This window comes from Bacteroides faecium, from assembly GCF_012113595.1.
Lineage (GTDB): Bacteria > Bacteroidota > Bacteroidia > Bacteroidales > Bacteroidaceae > Bacteroides > Bacteroides faecium.
In genome coordinates this window covers 4,770,625-4,786,621 of sequence record NZ_CP050831.1, presented here as the reverse complement: position 1 = coordinate 4,786,621, position 15,997 = coordinate 4,770,625, and the positions used below count along the sequence as shown (strand labels likewise).

General features: G+C 43.2%; 12 protein-coding genes. 2 read left to right on the top strand and 10 right to left on the bottom strand.

Features of this window, described 5'->3' with window-relative positions; all coding sequences use genetic code 11:
- Positions 1 to 97: 97 nt before the first annotated feature.
- Positions 98 to 2,797 carry an alpha-d-galacturonidase gene (locus BacF7301_RS17685; protein WP_167964864.1) on the bottom strand — a complete coding sequence of 900 codons (2,700 nt, stop codon included), beginning with the start codon at positions 2,795 to 2,797 and terminating at the stop codon, positions 98 to 100.
- A 220-nt stretch (positions 2,798 to 3,017) separates the two neighbouring features.
- Between BacF7301_RS17685 and BacF7301_RS17680 the strand changes: the two genes are divergently transcribed.
- Positions 3,018 to 5,450: a sensor histidine kinase gene (locus tag BacF7301_RS17680; RefSeq protein ID WP_167964862.1), complete on the top strand. Its 2,433-nt coding sequence runs from the start codon at positions 3,018 to 3,020 to the stop codon at positions 5,448 to 5,450.
- A gap of 117 nt (positions 5,451 to 5,567) precedes the next feature.
- Here BacF7301_RS17680 and BacF7301_RS17675 read toward each other — a convergent pair whose 3' ends face one another.
- On the bottom strand, positions 5,568 to 6,329 hold the full coding sequence (locus BacF7301_RS17675) for a CDGSH iron-sulfur domain-containing protein (protein ID WP_167964860.1): 762 nt from the start codon (positions 6,327 to 6,329) through the stop codon (positions 5,568 to 5,570).
- Positions 6,330 to 6,465: 136 nt separating this feature from the next.
- On the opposite strand from BacF7301_RS17675, the gene BacF7301_RS17670 reads away from it, so the two are divergent.
- Positions 6,466 to 6,999, top strand: coding sequence for a GNAT family N-acetyltransferase (locus BacF7301_RS17670; RefSeq protein WP_167964858.1), 534 nt, complete (start codon positions 6,466 to 6,468; stop codon positions 6,997 to 6,999).
- A gap of 239 nt (positions 7,000 to 7,238) precedes the next feature.
- On the opposite strand, the gene BacF7301_RS17665 is transcribed toward BacF7301_RS17670, so the two are convergent.
- Genes BacF7301_RS17665 through BacF7301_RS17635 form a run of 8 tightly spaced genes read right to left on the bottom strand, consistent with a single transcriptional unit; the run spans position 7,239 to position 15,996 of the window.
- Entirely contained in the window at positions 7,239 to 8,474 is a 1,236-nt protein-coding gene (locus BacF7301_RS17665; RefSeq protein WP_167964856.1) for an MFS transporter, read from the bottom strand.
- A 36-nt stretch (positions 8,475 to 8,510) separates the two neighbouring features.
- Entirely contained in the window at positions 8,511 to 8,957 is a 447-nt protein-coding gene (locus BacF7301_RS17660; RefSeq protein ID WP_167964854.1) for a NanQ anomerase/TabA/YiaL family protein, read from the bottom strand.
- A gap of 1 nt (position 8,958) precedes the next feature.
- The gene (locus tag BacF7301_RS17655; RefSeq protein ID WP_167964852.1) at positions 8,959 to 10,155 is read right to left on the bottom strand and encodes an AGE family epimerase/isomerase; all 1,197 of its coding nucleotides are present in this window, start codon (positions 10,153 to 10,155) and stop codon (positions 8,959 to 8,961) included.
- Positions 10,156 to 10,167: 12 nt separating this feature from the next.
- A complete protein-coding gene (locus tag BacF7301_RS17650; RefSeq protein ID WP_167967241.1) occupies positions 10,168 to 11,085 on the bottom strand; it encodes a dihydrodipicolinate synthase family protein in 918 nt (305 codons plus the stop codon).
- A 58-nt stretch (positions 11,086 to 11,143) separates the two neighbouring features.
- Positions 11,144 to 12,685: a hypothetical protein gene (locus BacF7301_RS17645; protein ID WP_167964850.1), complete on the bottom strand. Its 1,542-nt coding sequence runs from the start codon at positions 12,683 to 12,685 to the stop codon at positions 11,144 to 11,146.
- Positions 12,686 to 12,707: 22 nt separating this feature from the next.
- On the bottom strand, positions 12,708 to 13,163 hold the full coding sequence (locus BacF7301_RS26160; protein WP_245208262.1) for a hypothetical protein: 456 nt from the start codon (positions 13,161 to 13,163) through the stop codon (positions 12,708 to 12,710).
- Positions 13,069 to 14,271, bottom strand: a complete 1,203-nt coding sequence (locus BacF7301_RS17640) for a PKD domain-containing protein (protein WP_245208261.1) — start codon at positions 14,269 to 14,271, stop codon at positions 13,069 to 13,071. Before BacF7301_RS17640 ends, BacF7301_RS26160 begins: the two co-directional genes overlap by 95 nt.
- Before the next feature lie 12 nt (positions 14,272 to 14,283).
- Entirely contained in the window at positions 14,284 to 15,996 is a 1,713-nt protein-coding gene (locus BacF7301_RS17635) for a glycoside hydrolase family protein (protein ID WP_167964848.1), read from the bottom strand.
- Between the last annotated feature and the right edge of the window lies 1 nt (position 15,997).

The following is a 15,997-nucleotide window of genomic DNA, read 5'->3' as shown; positions in this document are numbered from 1 at the left end:
TATATTCTTTCATTACTTACTATAAAAATTATACAGATTCACACAGGTAAAGATATTGACAATCTGTGTGAATCTGCATTTTATCATGGTGTGTATGTTAATAGAACAGCCAATCCATAGTTTCCTCATCTCCGGCAAGTCCGGCATTACGTGCTTTCGTATCCGCAGCCGTAAATCCCAGCACCTGCAAATAACCTTTTGGTAACATCAACGTATGTTTTCCTGCCGGGAAACTATATGCATGTACATTTGCCAAAGGCATTCCGTTGATACGAACCGCATTCGTCAATACCGGTTCCGCCTGTCCATAATCATTGGCGGAAGCATCTATTTCCAATTTCGGAGCTTTCGCGTATTTCTTCTGGTCGTCCTTGAAATAAGCCACCATTAATTTCACCGGAGCATCGGTTTCAAAAGTGATGCTTGTCCCCTTTTCGCGTTGCTCATTTCCGTTAAAGCGGAATGCTTTCATTCCTTTCAGTTCGGGAGCTATCGCTTCTATCTTGCCGGGAAGGTCGGCAAATAATGATGTTCCTTCATCCAGTTTCACGGTTGGATAGTTGGATATTAGTTTCACGTCAGCAGGAGTCCAGGCAGCAATTTCGACTGTTTCAGTAACCGTATTTCCGTTCTGTTTCTCTTTCAACATGGCGAGATTGGTCTTGAAATTCTCCAGTTCCTTTTCATAGTGTACCAACAATTCTTTCCAAGTCTTATTCTTTCCGTCATCCCCGCCGATAGGAATACGACGTTGTGCGGTCTGCATACTGTTTGCGTACAAATAGTGTTCATCGGTCAATTCCACCAACTTGCGATAATGTTCCAAACTTTGCTCCATGAGAGGAATAGCCTCTTCCAGGTTCTTAATGTCTTTTCCCCATTGATAATCCAATACCAACTTCGCGGCTTTCACTTTCAGGTTGAACGCATACGCAAATTCACGATAACAATGCATATCAGTCTGTAAACGTGCAAACTCATCTTTATTGGAAGATACGGAAGCGGCTGCCTTATCTATCGCCGCCACAGCCTTGTCGCCATGCTCTATCACTTGGGCAACAATATCCAAAGGCATTTCCCCTGTATGAGGTTGTTTTTTCCATTCTTTCTCTACATATTCAATCAACTTCTCGCCTTCCGGTCCGCAGCTTTCATAGAATCCAGGGTAAATAGTGTATTTATAAGGATTGACAAGCTGACTCATAAACATACCCAGCAACAATGTCTGACGATTTCCTTCCGTGATACCAAAACGGCGGAGCAGTTTCGGAGCAATCTCCCCGCTTTCTTCATAAGCCACGCGGATATTACCTGCATTCTCGTCAGATGTTCCGTAGAACTTGCCTAACTGTTGGTTCCAATAACCGACTTCATCCGTACGGTCACGATGGCAATTCCATGCATAGCGTCCCCATGTCTGATACCAAATCCAGTCACGGTCTAATTGGAACTCACGCTCGCCATTCGGCAGTTTGTCGGCAGTATAAGGCCAATCCCAGTAAGAAGCCTGCGGATAAAGATGCAGGGCATTGGCGCCATGTACATTGTGCATGGCCTGCACCGCTTTTTGGACGAAATCAGGAGAACCCCAACGGAACGGTTCCAAGTTTGCCAGGATATGTACATTGCTGATATGGATAGAGCCCAAAGAACTCAAATCTGTATGAATCTTCGACCAGGGACCGCGTGGCTCATACGTTGTCAGAGACTCGCCGTTGTACTTATGCATTGTATAAAGATTCTTATATATCGGCAGCGCAGCATCCATTACCAACTTACAATCCGTATCGTGCGCACGCAGCAAGAGAGGCGGTTCGTCCGTCCGTCCCAATGCCTGCAATCCATCCTTTACTCCCGGAATAATCGTTTTGGTAAACCATTCCACGTCATCCTCTACCGTACACATCGCTTCACCCAGGCAAACCAATAATCCTACATTCGGATATTTCTCGATAAAGGCGGCAATACTCTTACGGGTATAATCAGCAATCAGCGAAGTGATAGGACGGTTACGGTCTTGGGTTTTCAAGCCGTAATGTTCCGCAAACGGTTTAGAAAGAATAATATTATAGAACATCTGAATGACGAAAATACCACGCTTATCCGCTTCTTCCGTAAGGAAAGAGAACATCTCCTCATTTTTCTTGAATGTTTCCTCGTCCACTTCCAGTGCAAACGGATAATCTTCCAGTTTCACCAATGACGCAAACGGGTGTCCGTTCCAGAGATACAGGGAATTCATACGGTTGGCAACCAGCATATCCAAGTATTTAATCCATTGCTCCTTATCATAGAACCACGGGAAACTCTCGGGAGTATAGGGATATTCATAAACACCGTGTCCCGGCAGATAAGTCATTTTCTGCAAACCCACACAAGCGCCGCGAAGTACCATTTCCGGCCCGTCCTTCAACTCTTCAGGGAAGTCCAGTTTCCCTTCTGAATCGTTCACACGGTCTATCAGTTCACGGCATCCGTAGATTACACCGCTGCCGTCCCTGCCGGAGATTTTGGTAAGATTGCTGGCAGTCGTAATATGAAAACCCTCTTTTTTCAGAGTGGTATCATTTACTTCTGTCAGCAGAATTGTCTTTATTTCCGGGTCGGAGAATGTGGTGTCCCCCTGTTGCATCATTACCTGATAACCGGCTTTATCCAGGGTAGTCTGTAACTGTTCCGCACCGAACAGGACGCGGTTCGACGCATCCGGCGGAGTCATAATTTTCACAGTTTGCTTGCCACACGCCGTCAATAGTAGTGCGCATGCCGCAAACATGAATAATTTGGTATTCTTCATTCTTCTGATATATATTATTAATTATATAAATTCAGTTCTTCTCTAAGAGGAAGACGAAATAACCGCTTGTTTGTACTCATTCGCCCATTATTCCACTATTCAATACCATATTACCATTAATTAACTTGCGACAGTATGCAATTCCCTCATTATTTAAAAGTTATACTTATATTTGCCAGCTGATTTCTCTAATAATAAACAGTAAACAAGAGCAAACAATATGAAAGAACAATCAAATTATGACTATGAAAAATACCTTCAGATAGCGCAGATGGCCAAAATTGGATGGTGGGAGTCAGATTTGAAGAATAATGAATATATCTGCTCCGACTTTATTGTAGACTTGCTCGGTCTTGAAAGCAACCATATCAGTTTTACGGAATTTCATCAAAGGATACGTGAAGACCACCGCTTGCGCCTGAAAAACGAGTTCCTGTCCCTTTCGAATCTGGAAACCTACGAACAGATGTTCCCCATGCGGGCAAAAGACGGGGAAATATGGGTATATTCCAAAATCAGTTTTCAGAAACCGGATGAGGAAGGATATAGAAATATGGTCGGCTACCTGCAATGTATAGACAGGCCGATTGATAATTCAAAGGAGAATATAGACTTTCTTCAAGTAAACAGTCTGCTTTACCAGCAGAACAGCATTTCATATTCATTGCTCGCTTTCCTGCAATGTGATGATATACCACAAGTGATTAACCGGATACTGGGGGATATTCTCAAACAATTCAAGGGCGACCGTACGTATATCGTCGAAATAGACAGAAAGAAGCAGGTACAGAACTGTACGTACGAGGCAACAGCAGAAGGAGTGTCCGAAGAAAAGGACAATCTTCAAGATATTCTTTGGGACGATTCTTTTTGGTGGAATCATCAGATTACGGACAGGAAATCCATTATCCTGAATACACTGAACGACATGCCTGCGGAAGCCCAAGAATACCGCAGTCTGTTGGAAACCCAGAATATCAAATCATTAATGGCCGTCCCCCTTATCGCCAAGGATGAAGTATGGGGATATATGGGCATTGATATGGTAGGCACACACCGTAGTTGGAGTAATGTTGACCTTCAGTGGTTTTCTTCATTGGCAAATATTATCAGTATTTGCATAGAACTGCGTAAATCGGAAATTCAGGCGAAAGCAGACCGCCAGGCGTTGGACCATAGCGAGAAGATTCTGAGAAATATCTATAAGAACCTGCCCGTCGGTATCGAACTCTACGACAAAGACGGTTATCTGGTTGACATCAATGATAAGGAACGCGAGATGTTCGGTCTGACAGATGTCAATGAAGTGTTGGGAGTCAACCTGTTCAATAACCCCAATATCCCGGAAAAAGTAAAAGAGAAATTGAGGGCTAAGGAAGATGTGAATTTCTCTATTAATTATGATTTCTCGAAAATAAACACATATATAGAGAGTCACAGAAAAGGAATAATCAACCTTACAACCAAAGTGACGACTCTCTATGATTCTCAGAACCAGTTTATCAATTATCTGTTTATCAACATTGATACGACAGAAACGACCAACGCATATACCAAGATACAGGAATTCGAGAATCTGTTTCTTTTAATCGGTGATTATGCCAATGTGGGATTTGCGCATTTCAATGTGATGACAAGAGACGGATACGCCCAAGATACCTGGTACAGGAACTTAGGCGAAAAAGAAGGAATTCCTATGCCCGAAGTTATTGGAGTGTATAATCATGTAGTTCCCGAGGACCAAGCTGTTCTGAAGAACTTCGTGCGCGAAGTAAAAGAAGGCAAGACTACCAGCCTGCGTAAAGAAGTCCGCGTTTGTAGGGATAACGGTAAATATACCTGGACCAGTATCAATGTGATGGTCAGAGATTATCGCCCGGCAGATGGGGTTATCGAGATGTTGTGCATCAATTATGATATTACCGCACTGAAAGAAACTGAACAAAAATTAATCATAGCCCGTGACAAGGCAGAAGAACTGGACCGCTTGAAATCTGCTTTCCTGGCCAATATGAGCCATGAAATCCGTACTCCGCTCAATGCCATTGTCGGTTTCTCGAGCCTGATGGCGGAAACGGACAGCAGGGACGAACGGCAGGAGTATATAAAAATCGTACAGGAAAACAACGAACTGCTCCTGCAACTTATCTCTGATATTCTTGACCTTTCGAAAATAGAAGCGGGAACTTTCAACTTTGTATATACAAACGTAGATGTTAACGATACTTGCTCCGAAATCATCAAGTCGATGAGTATGAAAGTAAGTAATGACGTCGAACTGATTCTTGAACGACCGATACCGGAATGTTATATATACACGGATAAAACCAGGTTCATACAAGTGATTAGTAACTTTATAAATAATGCACTGAAGTTTACCCAGCATGGAAACATTGTTTTGGGATATGAACAAGTGTCGCATCAAAGAATAAAATTCTATGTACGCGACACTGGCGTAGGAATACCGGAAGACAAACAGAAAAGCGTATTTGAACGCTTTGTGAAGTTGAATACTTTTGTCCAGGGCACAGGTCTGGGACTTTCGATTTGCAAAAGTATCGTTTCTCAAATGGGTGGAGAGATTGGTGTCGAATCAACCGAAGGAGCCGGTTCCTGCTTTTGGTTTACGCATCCATATCATGCTGCCGATTGAACTGAATCCAATCTATATCTATATGAAGGGGCATATTCAATGAATGATGGTTAGTACTAATAATTGTAAATAAGCCCTGACAAAAATCGGCTGCATTTCTTGCAGCCGATTTTCTTTTTACCATTCCCCCTTTCCTTTTTCCAACGGGATGCCATCGCAGAAATGCATACTGGCATGCGTACCGTCACAGAAAGGTTTATTAGACGATTGCCCACAACGGCACAATGTCACCCTGTTTCTCACCTCATAACTCCTTCCATCGGCTCCTTCAATACGAATACCGCCTTTCACCCAAATAGGACCGCTCACTTTAATGCCCGGGTCTTCTATAATTCCGATAGACGGCTCGAAAGGCGGTTCAAAAACTTCTTCCGTATCTTTATCCCATACGACTAATCTTCCCGAAGGGCAGTGTCCGGCTTCCCGGCGAACGAGTTCGCGTTCTTCCTCTGTCTCTGCTTTTTCCACTAAATTCCAGATTCGCTCGCGTGCATCACAGAAACGCGCGAAGGCACAATATCTCTCATTATCGCCAAGCGTCATTGTCGGACCGTCTATTTCTTCTGCTTCTTCCAGTAAAGGACGATGCGGGGCTGTTTCTCTCGGATCCCAGTCGGCATGCTTATGCGAGCCATCGCAGAACGGTTTATGTTTGGAATGGCCGCAACGGCATAGATGAACGGGGTTTTCCGATGTTTCAAAATGTTTCCCCTTCTGATATACCCAGGAAGAACCTTCTGCATTCGGCATTATTATTTCCTGGTCAATAGGCGGATTGCCATAAACAAAATACGGTCCGTCGGGCATAATCTTAATGTAAAACTGTTCGGGGGCTTCTTTACTCCCCTCTTCGATTGGAAATTCGTCTTTCTTAGTCATAATGATACGCGTTATAGAGTGAATTAATTACGTTAACCTTTATTACTAACATATTGCCGTTCAAAAAAGTTTCTTCAATCCGGTGATTTATCAAAAAGAAAAGAATCGTATCTTTGCAAGTCATTATATCATCGTTATGCAAATATATATAGAAACACCCCGCTTGATTCTCCGTGACTGGAAAGAGGAAGATATTCCGGCATTCGCCCATATGAATGCCGACCCTCATGTAATGGAATTTTTTCTCAATCCGTTAACTGCGGAAGAGACGTTTGCTTTTTACCAACGTATTCAAAAGGAATTTCAAACCTGTGGTTTCGGATTATATGCCGTTGAGCGCAAAGAAGACCATGCGTTTATGGGATATACCGGTTTACACCAGATTACATTTGATGTTGATTTTGCGCCGGGAGTAGAAATCGGCTGGCGACTGGGACATGAATATTGGGGACATGGCTACGCATCTGAAGCTGCAAGCGCTTGCCTGGAATATACTCGTAAGCAATTGGATATTAAAGAATTATATTCGTTTACATCTTTACCAAACCTCCGTTCGGAACGTGTAATGCAGAAAATAGGCATGGAACGTATGAAAGAGTTCGACCACCCGCTTGTTCCTGCTGACCATCCACTGTGCAGACATGTAGTTTATCATATTAATTTAAGGTAAAAGGTGAGGGATGTGAGGGGTGTGAGGGAAGAATTACAACTTTCTATATTTACTATTTTTTCTTTCTTATTATCTAAAATAATAAATCACGAAAGTTAGAAATCCTCCCTCACACCCCTCACCTTTTTCTTTTTTCATCTGCAAAAAGACGATGGGAAATTTGAAAAACACAACCGTCTTTTTCAAATTTCCCACCGCCTTTTCCGAAAATGTCTACAATCAATTCAAACTATGAAGTGTTACTCCATATTATCCGTTTTCGGTCTTAAAAAGTATAATTGCAGCCCTAATGCAAGCGCAACTACAATACTGAGCATGGCAAATCCTTCGCCTAAACTTCCACCGTCTGTCCATTTCCCTAATAATTGAGTTACTGCCGCTCCTGCAAAAACTCCTGTCATATTCATTATTCCATATGCCGTCCCTCTATATTTGGCAGAAACGAACTGGCATAGAATAGGCATATTGTTGGCATCGAAAATACCAAAACCGATGCCGAATAACAATCCCGCACCTATTACGCTAATGAAACCATGACCGAAACCCAGTAATAACAGTGCGGGGATTGTCATCCCCAGTCCGATTGCTCCTGTATAGACACGTCCGCGGATATTCTTCAACACCCATCTATCTGATAGGAATCCACCCAATATCACTCCGACAAATGAAGACAGAGCAATGGTAATCGTGGATATAGGTCCCGCCTGAGACATCGGAATATCCAAATTCTCAGCAAATAAGGTTGGCAGCCAATTCTTTGTAGCCCAACCCGGCAAACTGGGAGCCGCAAAATAAAACAATATCACCCAGAAAGAAATATTAGAAAATAACAGTAATAGCCCTTTACCTATTGAATTCCCTTTATTAATGCCATTGGCGACAACCTTTTCTATTTTCATTCGGACAGGATTTTCATGCAGGCAAAAGATAAGAACCACAGAGTAAGCAATACCTACGATGCCGAACCAGTGAAAAGTACTCTGCCAGGAAAATGCAGCGGCTGCAGTAGCTCCAAACCCACCGATTGCCTGACCGACATACAATCCGGTCATGTGAACTCCAATTGCCAGTGAACGTGATTTGTCCTGATGCCAATCTGCTATCAGAGACAGAGCGGAAGGAATATACAATGCTTCACTAATCCCCATCACTGCACGCAAACCATATAACTGTTCAAATGTCGTGGCATACCCCATCAGGAATGTTACTGCCGACCAAACAAACAAGCTTCCGACAATCAGCCATTTCCGACTAAGTCTGTCCGCTATTATTCCAGCAACCGGGCTCATAAAGCCGTAAATCCAAAGAAAGACTGCCATCAAAGCACCGAAAGCTTCCGCTTTCGCTAGTTCTACAATATCTATTTTCATCGCTTCCTGCATTGTAGAAAGCATTTGTCTATCCATGTAGTTGAGCAACGCTACTACCCAAAGTAACGCAACTACTACCCATGGATAAATATTTTTATTTTTCATGGTAGTTGTATTTAAAAGATTTCTGAGACTGTTTATCTAAACTCTTACTTTAGCTATCAGCTTGCGTATCCAGCCTTTACCGATAGCCGGAGCATGGGGGTCTTCCGGATATACAATAACGAATTGTCCGGGCAAGAGATTGATGAGAGTAGTAGGAACGTCACCATATAGGGCACAATCACTCTTTTTATCATAGGCTTGCCTTTCCACCTCTAATTCTTCCAAGGCTTTCCAGCCAATGGTTTCTTTGCCTTCAAGCAATATGTGCACATCAATATAATCGTGGTGCAGTTCTAATAAACGCTTTCCTTCAGGAATACATTCGGGATAGATATTATTGATAAATAAATTATCACCATCCAGTCTGATAGTTCCCAGTTCCTCGTGCAGCAGGTTATGTGATTTCACATAATCGAAAAGCTGCTTGAACAACGGGTGAAGTTTCTCCACCCGTTGGCTATTTTGTAAATTGGATACAATCATCTTATTTCTTTTCTATTTCAGATATTATTTCCTCGCAAAGCATATATCCTTTTGTCATCATGCGGGGGATATGAAAAGGACCTTTAAACAAATTTCCTTTTGCCGGCTGGGCTACTGTTCCATCCCGATGCAAATAGCCATACCACTCTCCGTATTCCTTATCCGGGAAATGAGTATATGTCCACTCGCTGATTTGCTGATGCATCTTCAAGTATTTCCCTTCCTTCGTCATCAGATAGGCATACAGGGTAGCAATAATCGCTTCTGTTTGCGGCCACCAGAATTTCATATCTTGCGCATAGTCCTGCGAGGGAAGATTCTTGCAATCTTTGAAATTGATAATACCACCGGATTCTTTATCCCAGCCCCACTCCCATGACCAGTCTAAGATTTGTAATCCCAGCTTTTCTATCTCCTTGTCTCCACCTCGTAATTTAGCTTCTTCCAACAGAAACCAAGCTGTTTCGATGCAATGCCCCGGATTGATGGTACGTCCCATATTGGAATCTATAAATTCACCATTCGGGCCTACGGTTTCTAATAACGCCTTGAACTCCGGATGCAGGAAATCTTTTTCCAAACAGGCAATAGACTCGTCAATCTGCCGTGTCAGACATTCGTCTTGAATAGCTTCCCTGATTCGGGAAGCTACATTTATCAATATCATGGTGATGGAATGTCCTTTCATGGGGAGCGTATCCATATATTTGGGAGCCAATAATCCGGGAGTTCGCAGAAAATACTGCATACGTTTGAACAGTTCGAGTGCCTTCACCGCATACGTCTTATCCCCCGACGCTATCGAATATTCGGACATCGCTATGGCTGCAAATGACTCGGAGAAAATATAGCGCCGCTTGCGTAAAGGGCTTCCGTCTGCTGTCACTTCAAAGTACATACGCCCGTCCGAATCAAAGCAATACTTCTCTATAAAGTCTAGTGTGCTTTTTGCGGCTTGCAACCATGCCGGATTCTTTTCTATATGATTGTAGGCATAGGAACAGGTAAATGCAAAACGTCCCTGAAACCAAACGGATTTTGTGCTATCCATTAATGTGCCGTCCCGGTCTACACAAGTATATATACCACCGTTCACTGTATCCAGTCCATACCTTATCCAAAAGGGCATGATATTATTCAGCATATCATCCTTGTAGGTATTAGCCCATTTCTGTATATAGTCAGTTATATTCTTCATATTTTTCTCCTGTCAGAATTTATTGCAACGTTCGAAGAACCGGATTTCTTCCAGTTCCGCTTTCATCTGTTTTTCTTCGTCATCGGTCATGTTTTGGAAAGGAGTACGGTTGCCACCCAAATCCAGTCCGATAAGCTTCATGATACGTTTGCCGCCAACAATATTTCCACGGAAATGGCAGATTACGTTAATCACTTCCTGGGAGAAGTTTTGCAATTCACGGGCTTTCTCCAATTCACCGGCTTTCCAGGCATCAATGATACCTACCAGGTTTATACCGTTATAGTTGGTTGTTCCACCGATTCCGCCTTGCGCCCCTCCCATTGCGAGGCATGGAAGAATGGTTTCATCCTGCCCATGAAGCATATCGAACTTGCCGTCTTTATACAAACGACATTGATTGTATTCATACAAGCTTTCGAAGGTATATTTGATTCCCGCAAAATTGGGAATACGGTTTTCAACAGCTTTCAGAAAAGCAAGCATCGATAAGAATGCTCCATTGAATGCAGGAATGTGATAATAATAGAAGGGCAGCTTCGGTGCTCCGGCAGCAATCTCCTCACAGTACTTAACCAGTTCTTCTATTCGTCCGATTTTCGGGAAAGGCGGCGCCATTGCACCAATTCCCCAAGCTCCGATTTTCTGCGCATGTTCCGCCAATTTCCGGCTCGACTTTACGCAACAACTACCCACGTGTACAATTACCTTAAAGCCATCCGGTGCAACTTCCATCCAACGTTCCGCCAACTTCATCCGTTCTTCATCAGTCAACATATACCCTTCTCCTGAAGAGCCGTTGATAAAAACACCTTTCAAGCCATTTTTCACCAGCAGCCGAGCGTATGCTTCAATCGGCTCATAATTCACTTCACCATTTTCATAAAACGGAGTAAAAGGAGCATTGATTAATCCAATAATTCTTTCCATCATGTTATTTTCTTTTTAATGAGTTTATATACTAAAATTCTACCTACTGATATTACTTCTATTTACTTACGGGAATATCTGTACCATTGGCTGATAGTCCCGGTCCACCACCGCCTGTATATCCACCACTTTCGCCCGTTTGCCAAGGAGAAATCCAAAATGCATAGATATCCGCCTGATTGAGATAAAACTTCAACCGGACTGTTTTCCCAATCAGTGATGTTACGTCCGGATGTTTTTTCCATGAAATCATCTGTTTCGTCTTATCCGACTTCTTCATTAATATGCAGTCTCTTTTAGTGAATCCTTCTATGGGTTGCCCGTTATCACTCAGCACTTCTACTGCCAAAGTCCCTTTCACATCTGCATTTACAAACAAATAGTCCCCATTTGCCGGAATCTGGGTTTTAATTTCTACATATCCTTCCTTTTTCCCTGCCCGCATCGAGACAAAGCCGTCACGACGAAGCATCGCAAGTCCTGTGGCAAAGTTGGAATCGTGTTTCGGCTTGCTGTTATAGCGTCCGCTAACATAAAAATAAAGAGAGTCTCCGACTATCAGAGGATTTCCCGCAGTAGACTGTACATTACCTGCATTCCATGCATGAAAGTCCTCACTGACAGGAAGAAACGGTTTCTTGTTTTCCCGGTTCCAATGGAAACCGTCTTTGCTCCAACCTATCAGGACTTCATTCCTTTTTTGAATATTCAGGCTGTCGCAAACATTGTTTTCCGGTCCCTGCCAAACGGTGAAGTAGCCTAACATACAGCCTTCATACGGCATTGCCTCATGATTGTATATCTGTGGACGCAGTCCGGGAAATTGAGGATGGCGCGGGTCATCGTCGTCGGCATTAAACCAATAACGGATAAACTTATCGCTCTTGTTGTCATATATCCTATGTGCCAAGCTAACCAGCATTTCCGGGTCTTTATGTTCCAAATAATTGCGTGAACGCCTATACACTCCGTTTATGGTTTTCAAGGACAGGACGTATTTCTTGCGGAACGGGTCGTAATAAGCCGCACAACGGTCGTACAACTCTCCCGAAAGAGCTTTCGGCTCACTCCAATGGATTCCGTCAGAAGAATATTTGAGTTTCATGCTGACTGTGAAGCGATTATTAAATTCTACAACAAACATCTTATAACGCTTCGTCCGGTCTTTCTCAAATTTGTCAAGCAATACGGAAACGCAATCATGTTCTAATGTATCTACAATATTAGTACCCGGAACAACGTCCAGCTCCGGTTTTATCCAGACTTTTCCGTCGGACGACTCTGCATAGCAAGTAACGAGCCCTAATAACTTCCCGCCACCGGCAGAATACCACATTTTGAATTTTTGCTCTTCCTCATCATACCATACGCCACCGCTGAAAGGGGCAGCATAAGGGTCGCCATTTATATTCAACTCCCATTTTTTATCAGCCTTCAATACAGGATTGCCTGAATAATAGACGGGCGAATGATGTATTCGTTGCAGATTTGTTTTCTCAATGAGTGTTGTATCAACAAAAAGGATACGTCCTGTTTGCCCGCATACGGAAACATTGCAGATTAATAATAAGAGAGCTGTCAATAAAGAATATTTCTTCATAATTACCGGCCTTTTAAGATACTTACTTTTGCAAACCCGTCCGTTGCGGATTCTGTCCTTTCATCGGCCACGCTGAATCTGCATAAGATGCAGCTCCAGATGAAATACATACCATATCAGATGCACCTGCAACAGCTTCAATGCCGACGTATAAATATCCTCTTGAATCCATTACCGGACTGGAAGTACATTTAACTCCCAATTCAGCGGATGCAAGCAAACTACCGTCTTGTTTCACAATATAATAGACGGCTTTATCCGAAATAACGTGGATATATCCTCTGTTATCGACAATTGGCACGCAGTTGTTTATGTCATCCGTTGTAGCATAATGCCATTTTAAAGAACCGTCCGGATTCAAAGCGAAAACACCTGCCGAAGCTTCACCGGCAACAGCATTTCCACCGTTGGCATAAAGCGTTCCATCCGTACCAATCACAACACCACCGTTGACAATGGCTCCCGGAGTCTTGTACACCCATTTTTTCCGTTCCGTCAGGATTCAGAGCTATTATTGCGCCACCAGATGTCAGTTCAGCTACGGTATAAATAGTTCCATCTGCTCCTACCGTGTAAGAATTTCCTTTCAATGCTGTACCACCCAAATCTTTCTGATAAACAAACTTTTGAGTACCAGTAGCAAAATCATAACCGAAATATCCCGTATTCTTGGAAGAGCCGAAATAGATAGTTCCATCTTTCGACAGAGACATACCGGACAACACTTCTACATTTAAAGCTATTTCTTTGACTACATCACCGGTCGGACTTAAAACGATTAGTTTCTTTCCTCTATGTCCGAAGTAGATATTACCGGATGCATCAATAGCCGGAGTGACAGCATATAAATTAGAATCGACAGCTTTGTATGCCCATTTTCTGCTGCCGTTGCTTCCTACGGCAAACAAGAATAAAGCACGGGGGTGTTCAGTAGTAGCCGGCTTCAAATCGCGGACCACAATATATACATCTCCATTCGGTCCTACTGCCGGACTTGCATATACCATGCTTGCCCCACCACCCGGATTCAGTTCATTCATATTGGCGGTTACGTCAAATGCCCATTTCTGTGTCCCGTTTTCTGTATCATAAGCATAAAGTTTCACGTCGAATACTCCTGTGGAAGTCTGGTCGGTAATCATATAAACCGTTTTACCGTCAGCCGACAATGCGGGTGAGACTGTACTTTCAACAGGTCCGCCCATTTCTTTCTGCCACATTACATTGATTGCTTTAGCCGGGTCTAAGATGGTAAGGTCCTTCTTATCTGTGGCGCTCAAGCCGTTATCATCAGTCACCGTCAGTTTAATGGTAAATGTACCGTCCGACGGATAAACGAAAGTTGGATTCTGTTCCGTTGAGACGGATTTCTTTGCATCACCAAACTCCCATAGCCATGCTACTATCCGGCTTCCTTCATCGGGTATGGAAGCATCTTTAAAAACAGCGGTCTGTCCCAGTTCGTACATATTCTCACCAATGGTGAAATCTGCTTTTGCCGCAGTGTTATAATATACCTTATCCTCTTCGCAAGAAGAAAATGCAAGAATACAAATCAATGATAATAAATAAGCTAATCTGTTCATAGTATTCATTTTTTAATTGGTTTTATCTATTCCGGAAATATTCAGCCCGGGACCTCCACCAGCGGTGTATCCCATACTCTCTCCATTCGCAGAAGGAGAAATCCAAAAAGAAAATATTTCACCGTTATCAATATAGAATCTCACTTTCAGTTGTTTGTCCTTCAAAGCGGCTAATGAAGCGTTGCCTGTCCATTCTATCTTCGCTTTTACATTATCCCCTTTCAAGACTTTACATTCATCTTTTGAGAATCCTTCGATTACTTTATTATTGGAATCTAAAAGTTCCACTTTCATTTCTCCTGTGACATTGGCATTGACAAAGAAGTACGAACCGTTGAATTTCAGTAAGGGTGTTTGCAGTTCGCCTGTTCCTTTCATGGAAGCAAACCCGTCGCGACGAAGCGTAGCCAGTCCGGTAGTGGTAATCTCCTGCGTACCTCTCAAACGACGACCGCTCAGATAGAAATAGAGTTTGTCGCCGACAATTAACGGTGCTCCGGCTACGGATTGCAGGTTACCTTGATTCCACGCGTCCGAGGTGGTCGTATTTACGGCATGGAAAGGATTCATATCCTCACGGAACCAACTGTAACCGTCACGGCTATATCCTACCATGACTTGATTTCTCTTGATTACGTTGTCCGAAGCACAAACATCGTTTTCCGGCCCTTGCCAAACGGAGAAGAATCCCAGCATAATGCTTTCATAAGGCGTGGCATCCTGATTATATATCGCAGGTGCTATATTCGGATAGTCTGTATGGCGTTGCTCATTAGCCCACGGACCGAACCAGAATGCACTCAATAATGCTTCCGCTTTCTTTGTTCCGGCTTCCGGGTCGGCGTTTTCATTATAATCCCTCGCACGTACCAGCTTATTCGCATCTACCCGGACATTATGTCGCATACTATATACCCAAACGTTTCTGAATGGATTCTTATATACCGTAGAGCGGTCGGCAATCGGTTCCGATTGAGCTGCGGCGCGCCAGACTTTGCCGTCCGGGGAAGTCTTGTAATGGTATCTCCATTTCCCGGATTCACGGGTAACCAGAAACATCTTGTATCTTTTCGAAGCATTACTTTCCTGTTTATCCAGCCAAATAACAGACGCGTCACGTTCTGAGTTATAGTCAACGATATTTGTTCCGGCTACAATGGAAAGAGCGGGTTTTGTCCAGTGAATACCGTCCGTTGATTCCGCATAACAAGTTACACCTGCTCCACTAGTTGCATAAGAACCACCGCCTGCCATATACCACATTTTGTATTTTCCTTCTTTTTCGTCATACCATACCCCGTCGCTGAAAGGAGCGGCAAATGCCGCACCTTTTGTTCCGGTTTTCTCCCAATCCTGTTCCGGTGTCAGTATCGGATTGTCTGGATAATATTCAGGATAATAGAACATACGTTTCAGATTAGTGGATTCTATCAGGAAATTGTCTACAAACAACTGGCGTCCTACCGAAATATTGATAACAGAAGGTTTATCCGACAGATAAAAGGGTGACATTCCTTTTTCCAGTTCAGATGAAGATGAACGTACCGGCGGCCACTGTTCGGGTAAACGAATCCCATTATATAGTAACCGTGAATCTACCGGTTCTTCGTCAGGCGGAACCACTACCGGGGGATTATCATCTCCACCCGGAGTATCATCACTGCCACCGCAAGCTATCAGCATACAAGGCAGACAGAATAGTAATGTATAGAATAAACGTTTCATA

Coding starts and splice junctions, on each gene's coding strand:
- BacF7301_RS17675 (WP_167964860.1), bottom strand. CDS start 6,329: ATGACTAAGAAAGACGAATTTCCAATCGAAGAGGGGAGTAAAGAAGCC.
- BacF7301_RS17640 (WP_245208261.1), bottom strand. CDS start 14,271: ATGAACAGATTAGCTTATTTATTATCATTGATTTGTATTCTTGCATTT.
- BacF7301_RS17660 (WP_167964854.1), bottom strand. CDS start 8,957: ATGATTGTATCCAATTTACAAAATAGCCAACGGGTGGAGAAACTTCAC.
- BacF7301_RS17685 (WP_167964864.1), bottom strand. CDS start 2,797: ATGAAGAATACCAAATTATTCATGTTTGCGGCATGCGCACTACTATTG.
- BacF7301_RS17680 (WP_167964862.1), top strand. CDS start 3,018: ATGAAAGAACAATCAAATTATGACTATGAAAAATACCTTCAGATAGCG.
- BacF7301_RS17650 (WP_167967241.1), bottom strand. CDS start 11,085: ATGGAAAGAATTATTGGATTAATCAATGCTCCTTTTACTCCGTTTTAT.
- BacF7301_RS17645 (WP_167964850.1), bottom strand. CDS start 12,685: ATGAAGAAATATTCTTTATTGACAGCTCTCTTATTATTAATCTGCAAT.
- BacF7301_RS17635 (WP_167964848.1), bottom strand. CDS start 15,996: ATGAAACGTTTATTCTATACATTACTATTCTGTCTGCCTTGTATGCTG.
- BacF7301_RS17655 (WP_167964852.1), bottom strand. CDS start 10,155: ATGAAGAATATAACTGACTATATACAGAAATGGGCTAATACCTACAAG.
- BacF7301_RS17670 (WP_167964858.1), top strand. CDS start 6,466: ATGCAAATATATATAGAAACACCCCGCTTGATTCTCCGTGACTGGAAA.
- BacF7301_RS17665 (WP_167964856.1), bottom strand. CDS start 8,474: ATGAAAAATAAAAATATTTATCCATGGGTAGTAGTTGCGTTACTTTGG.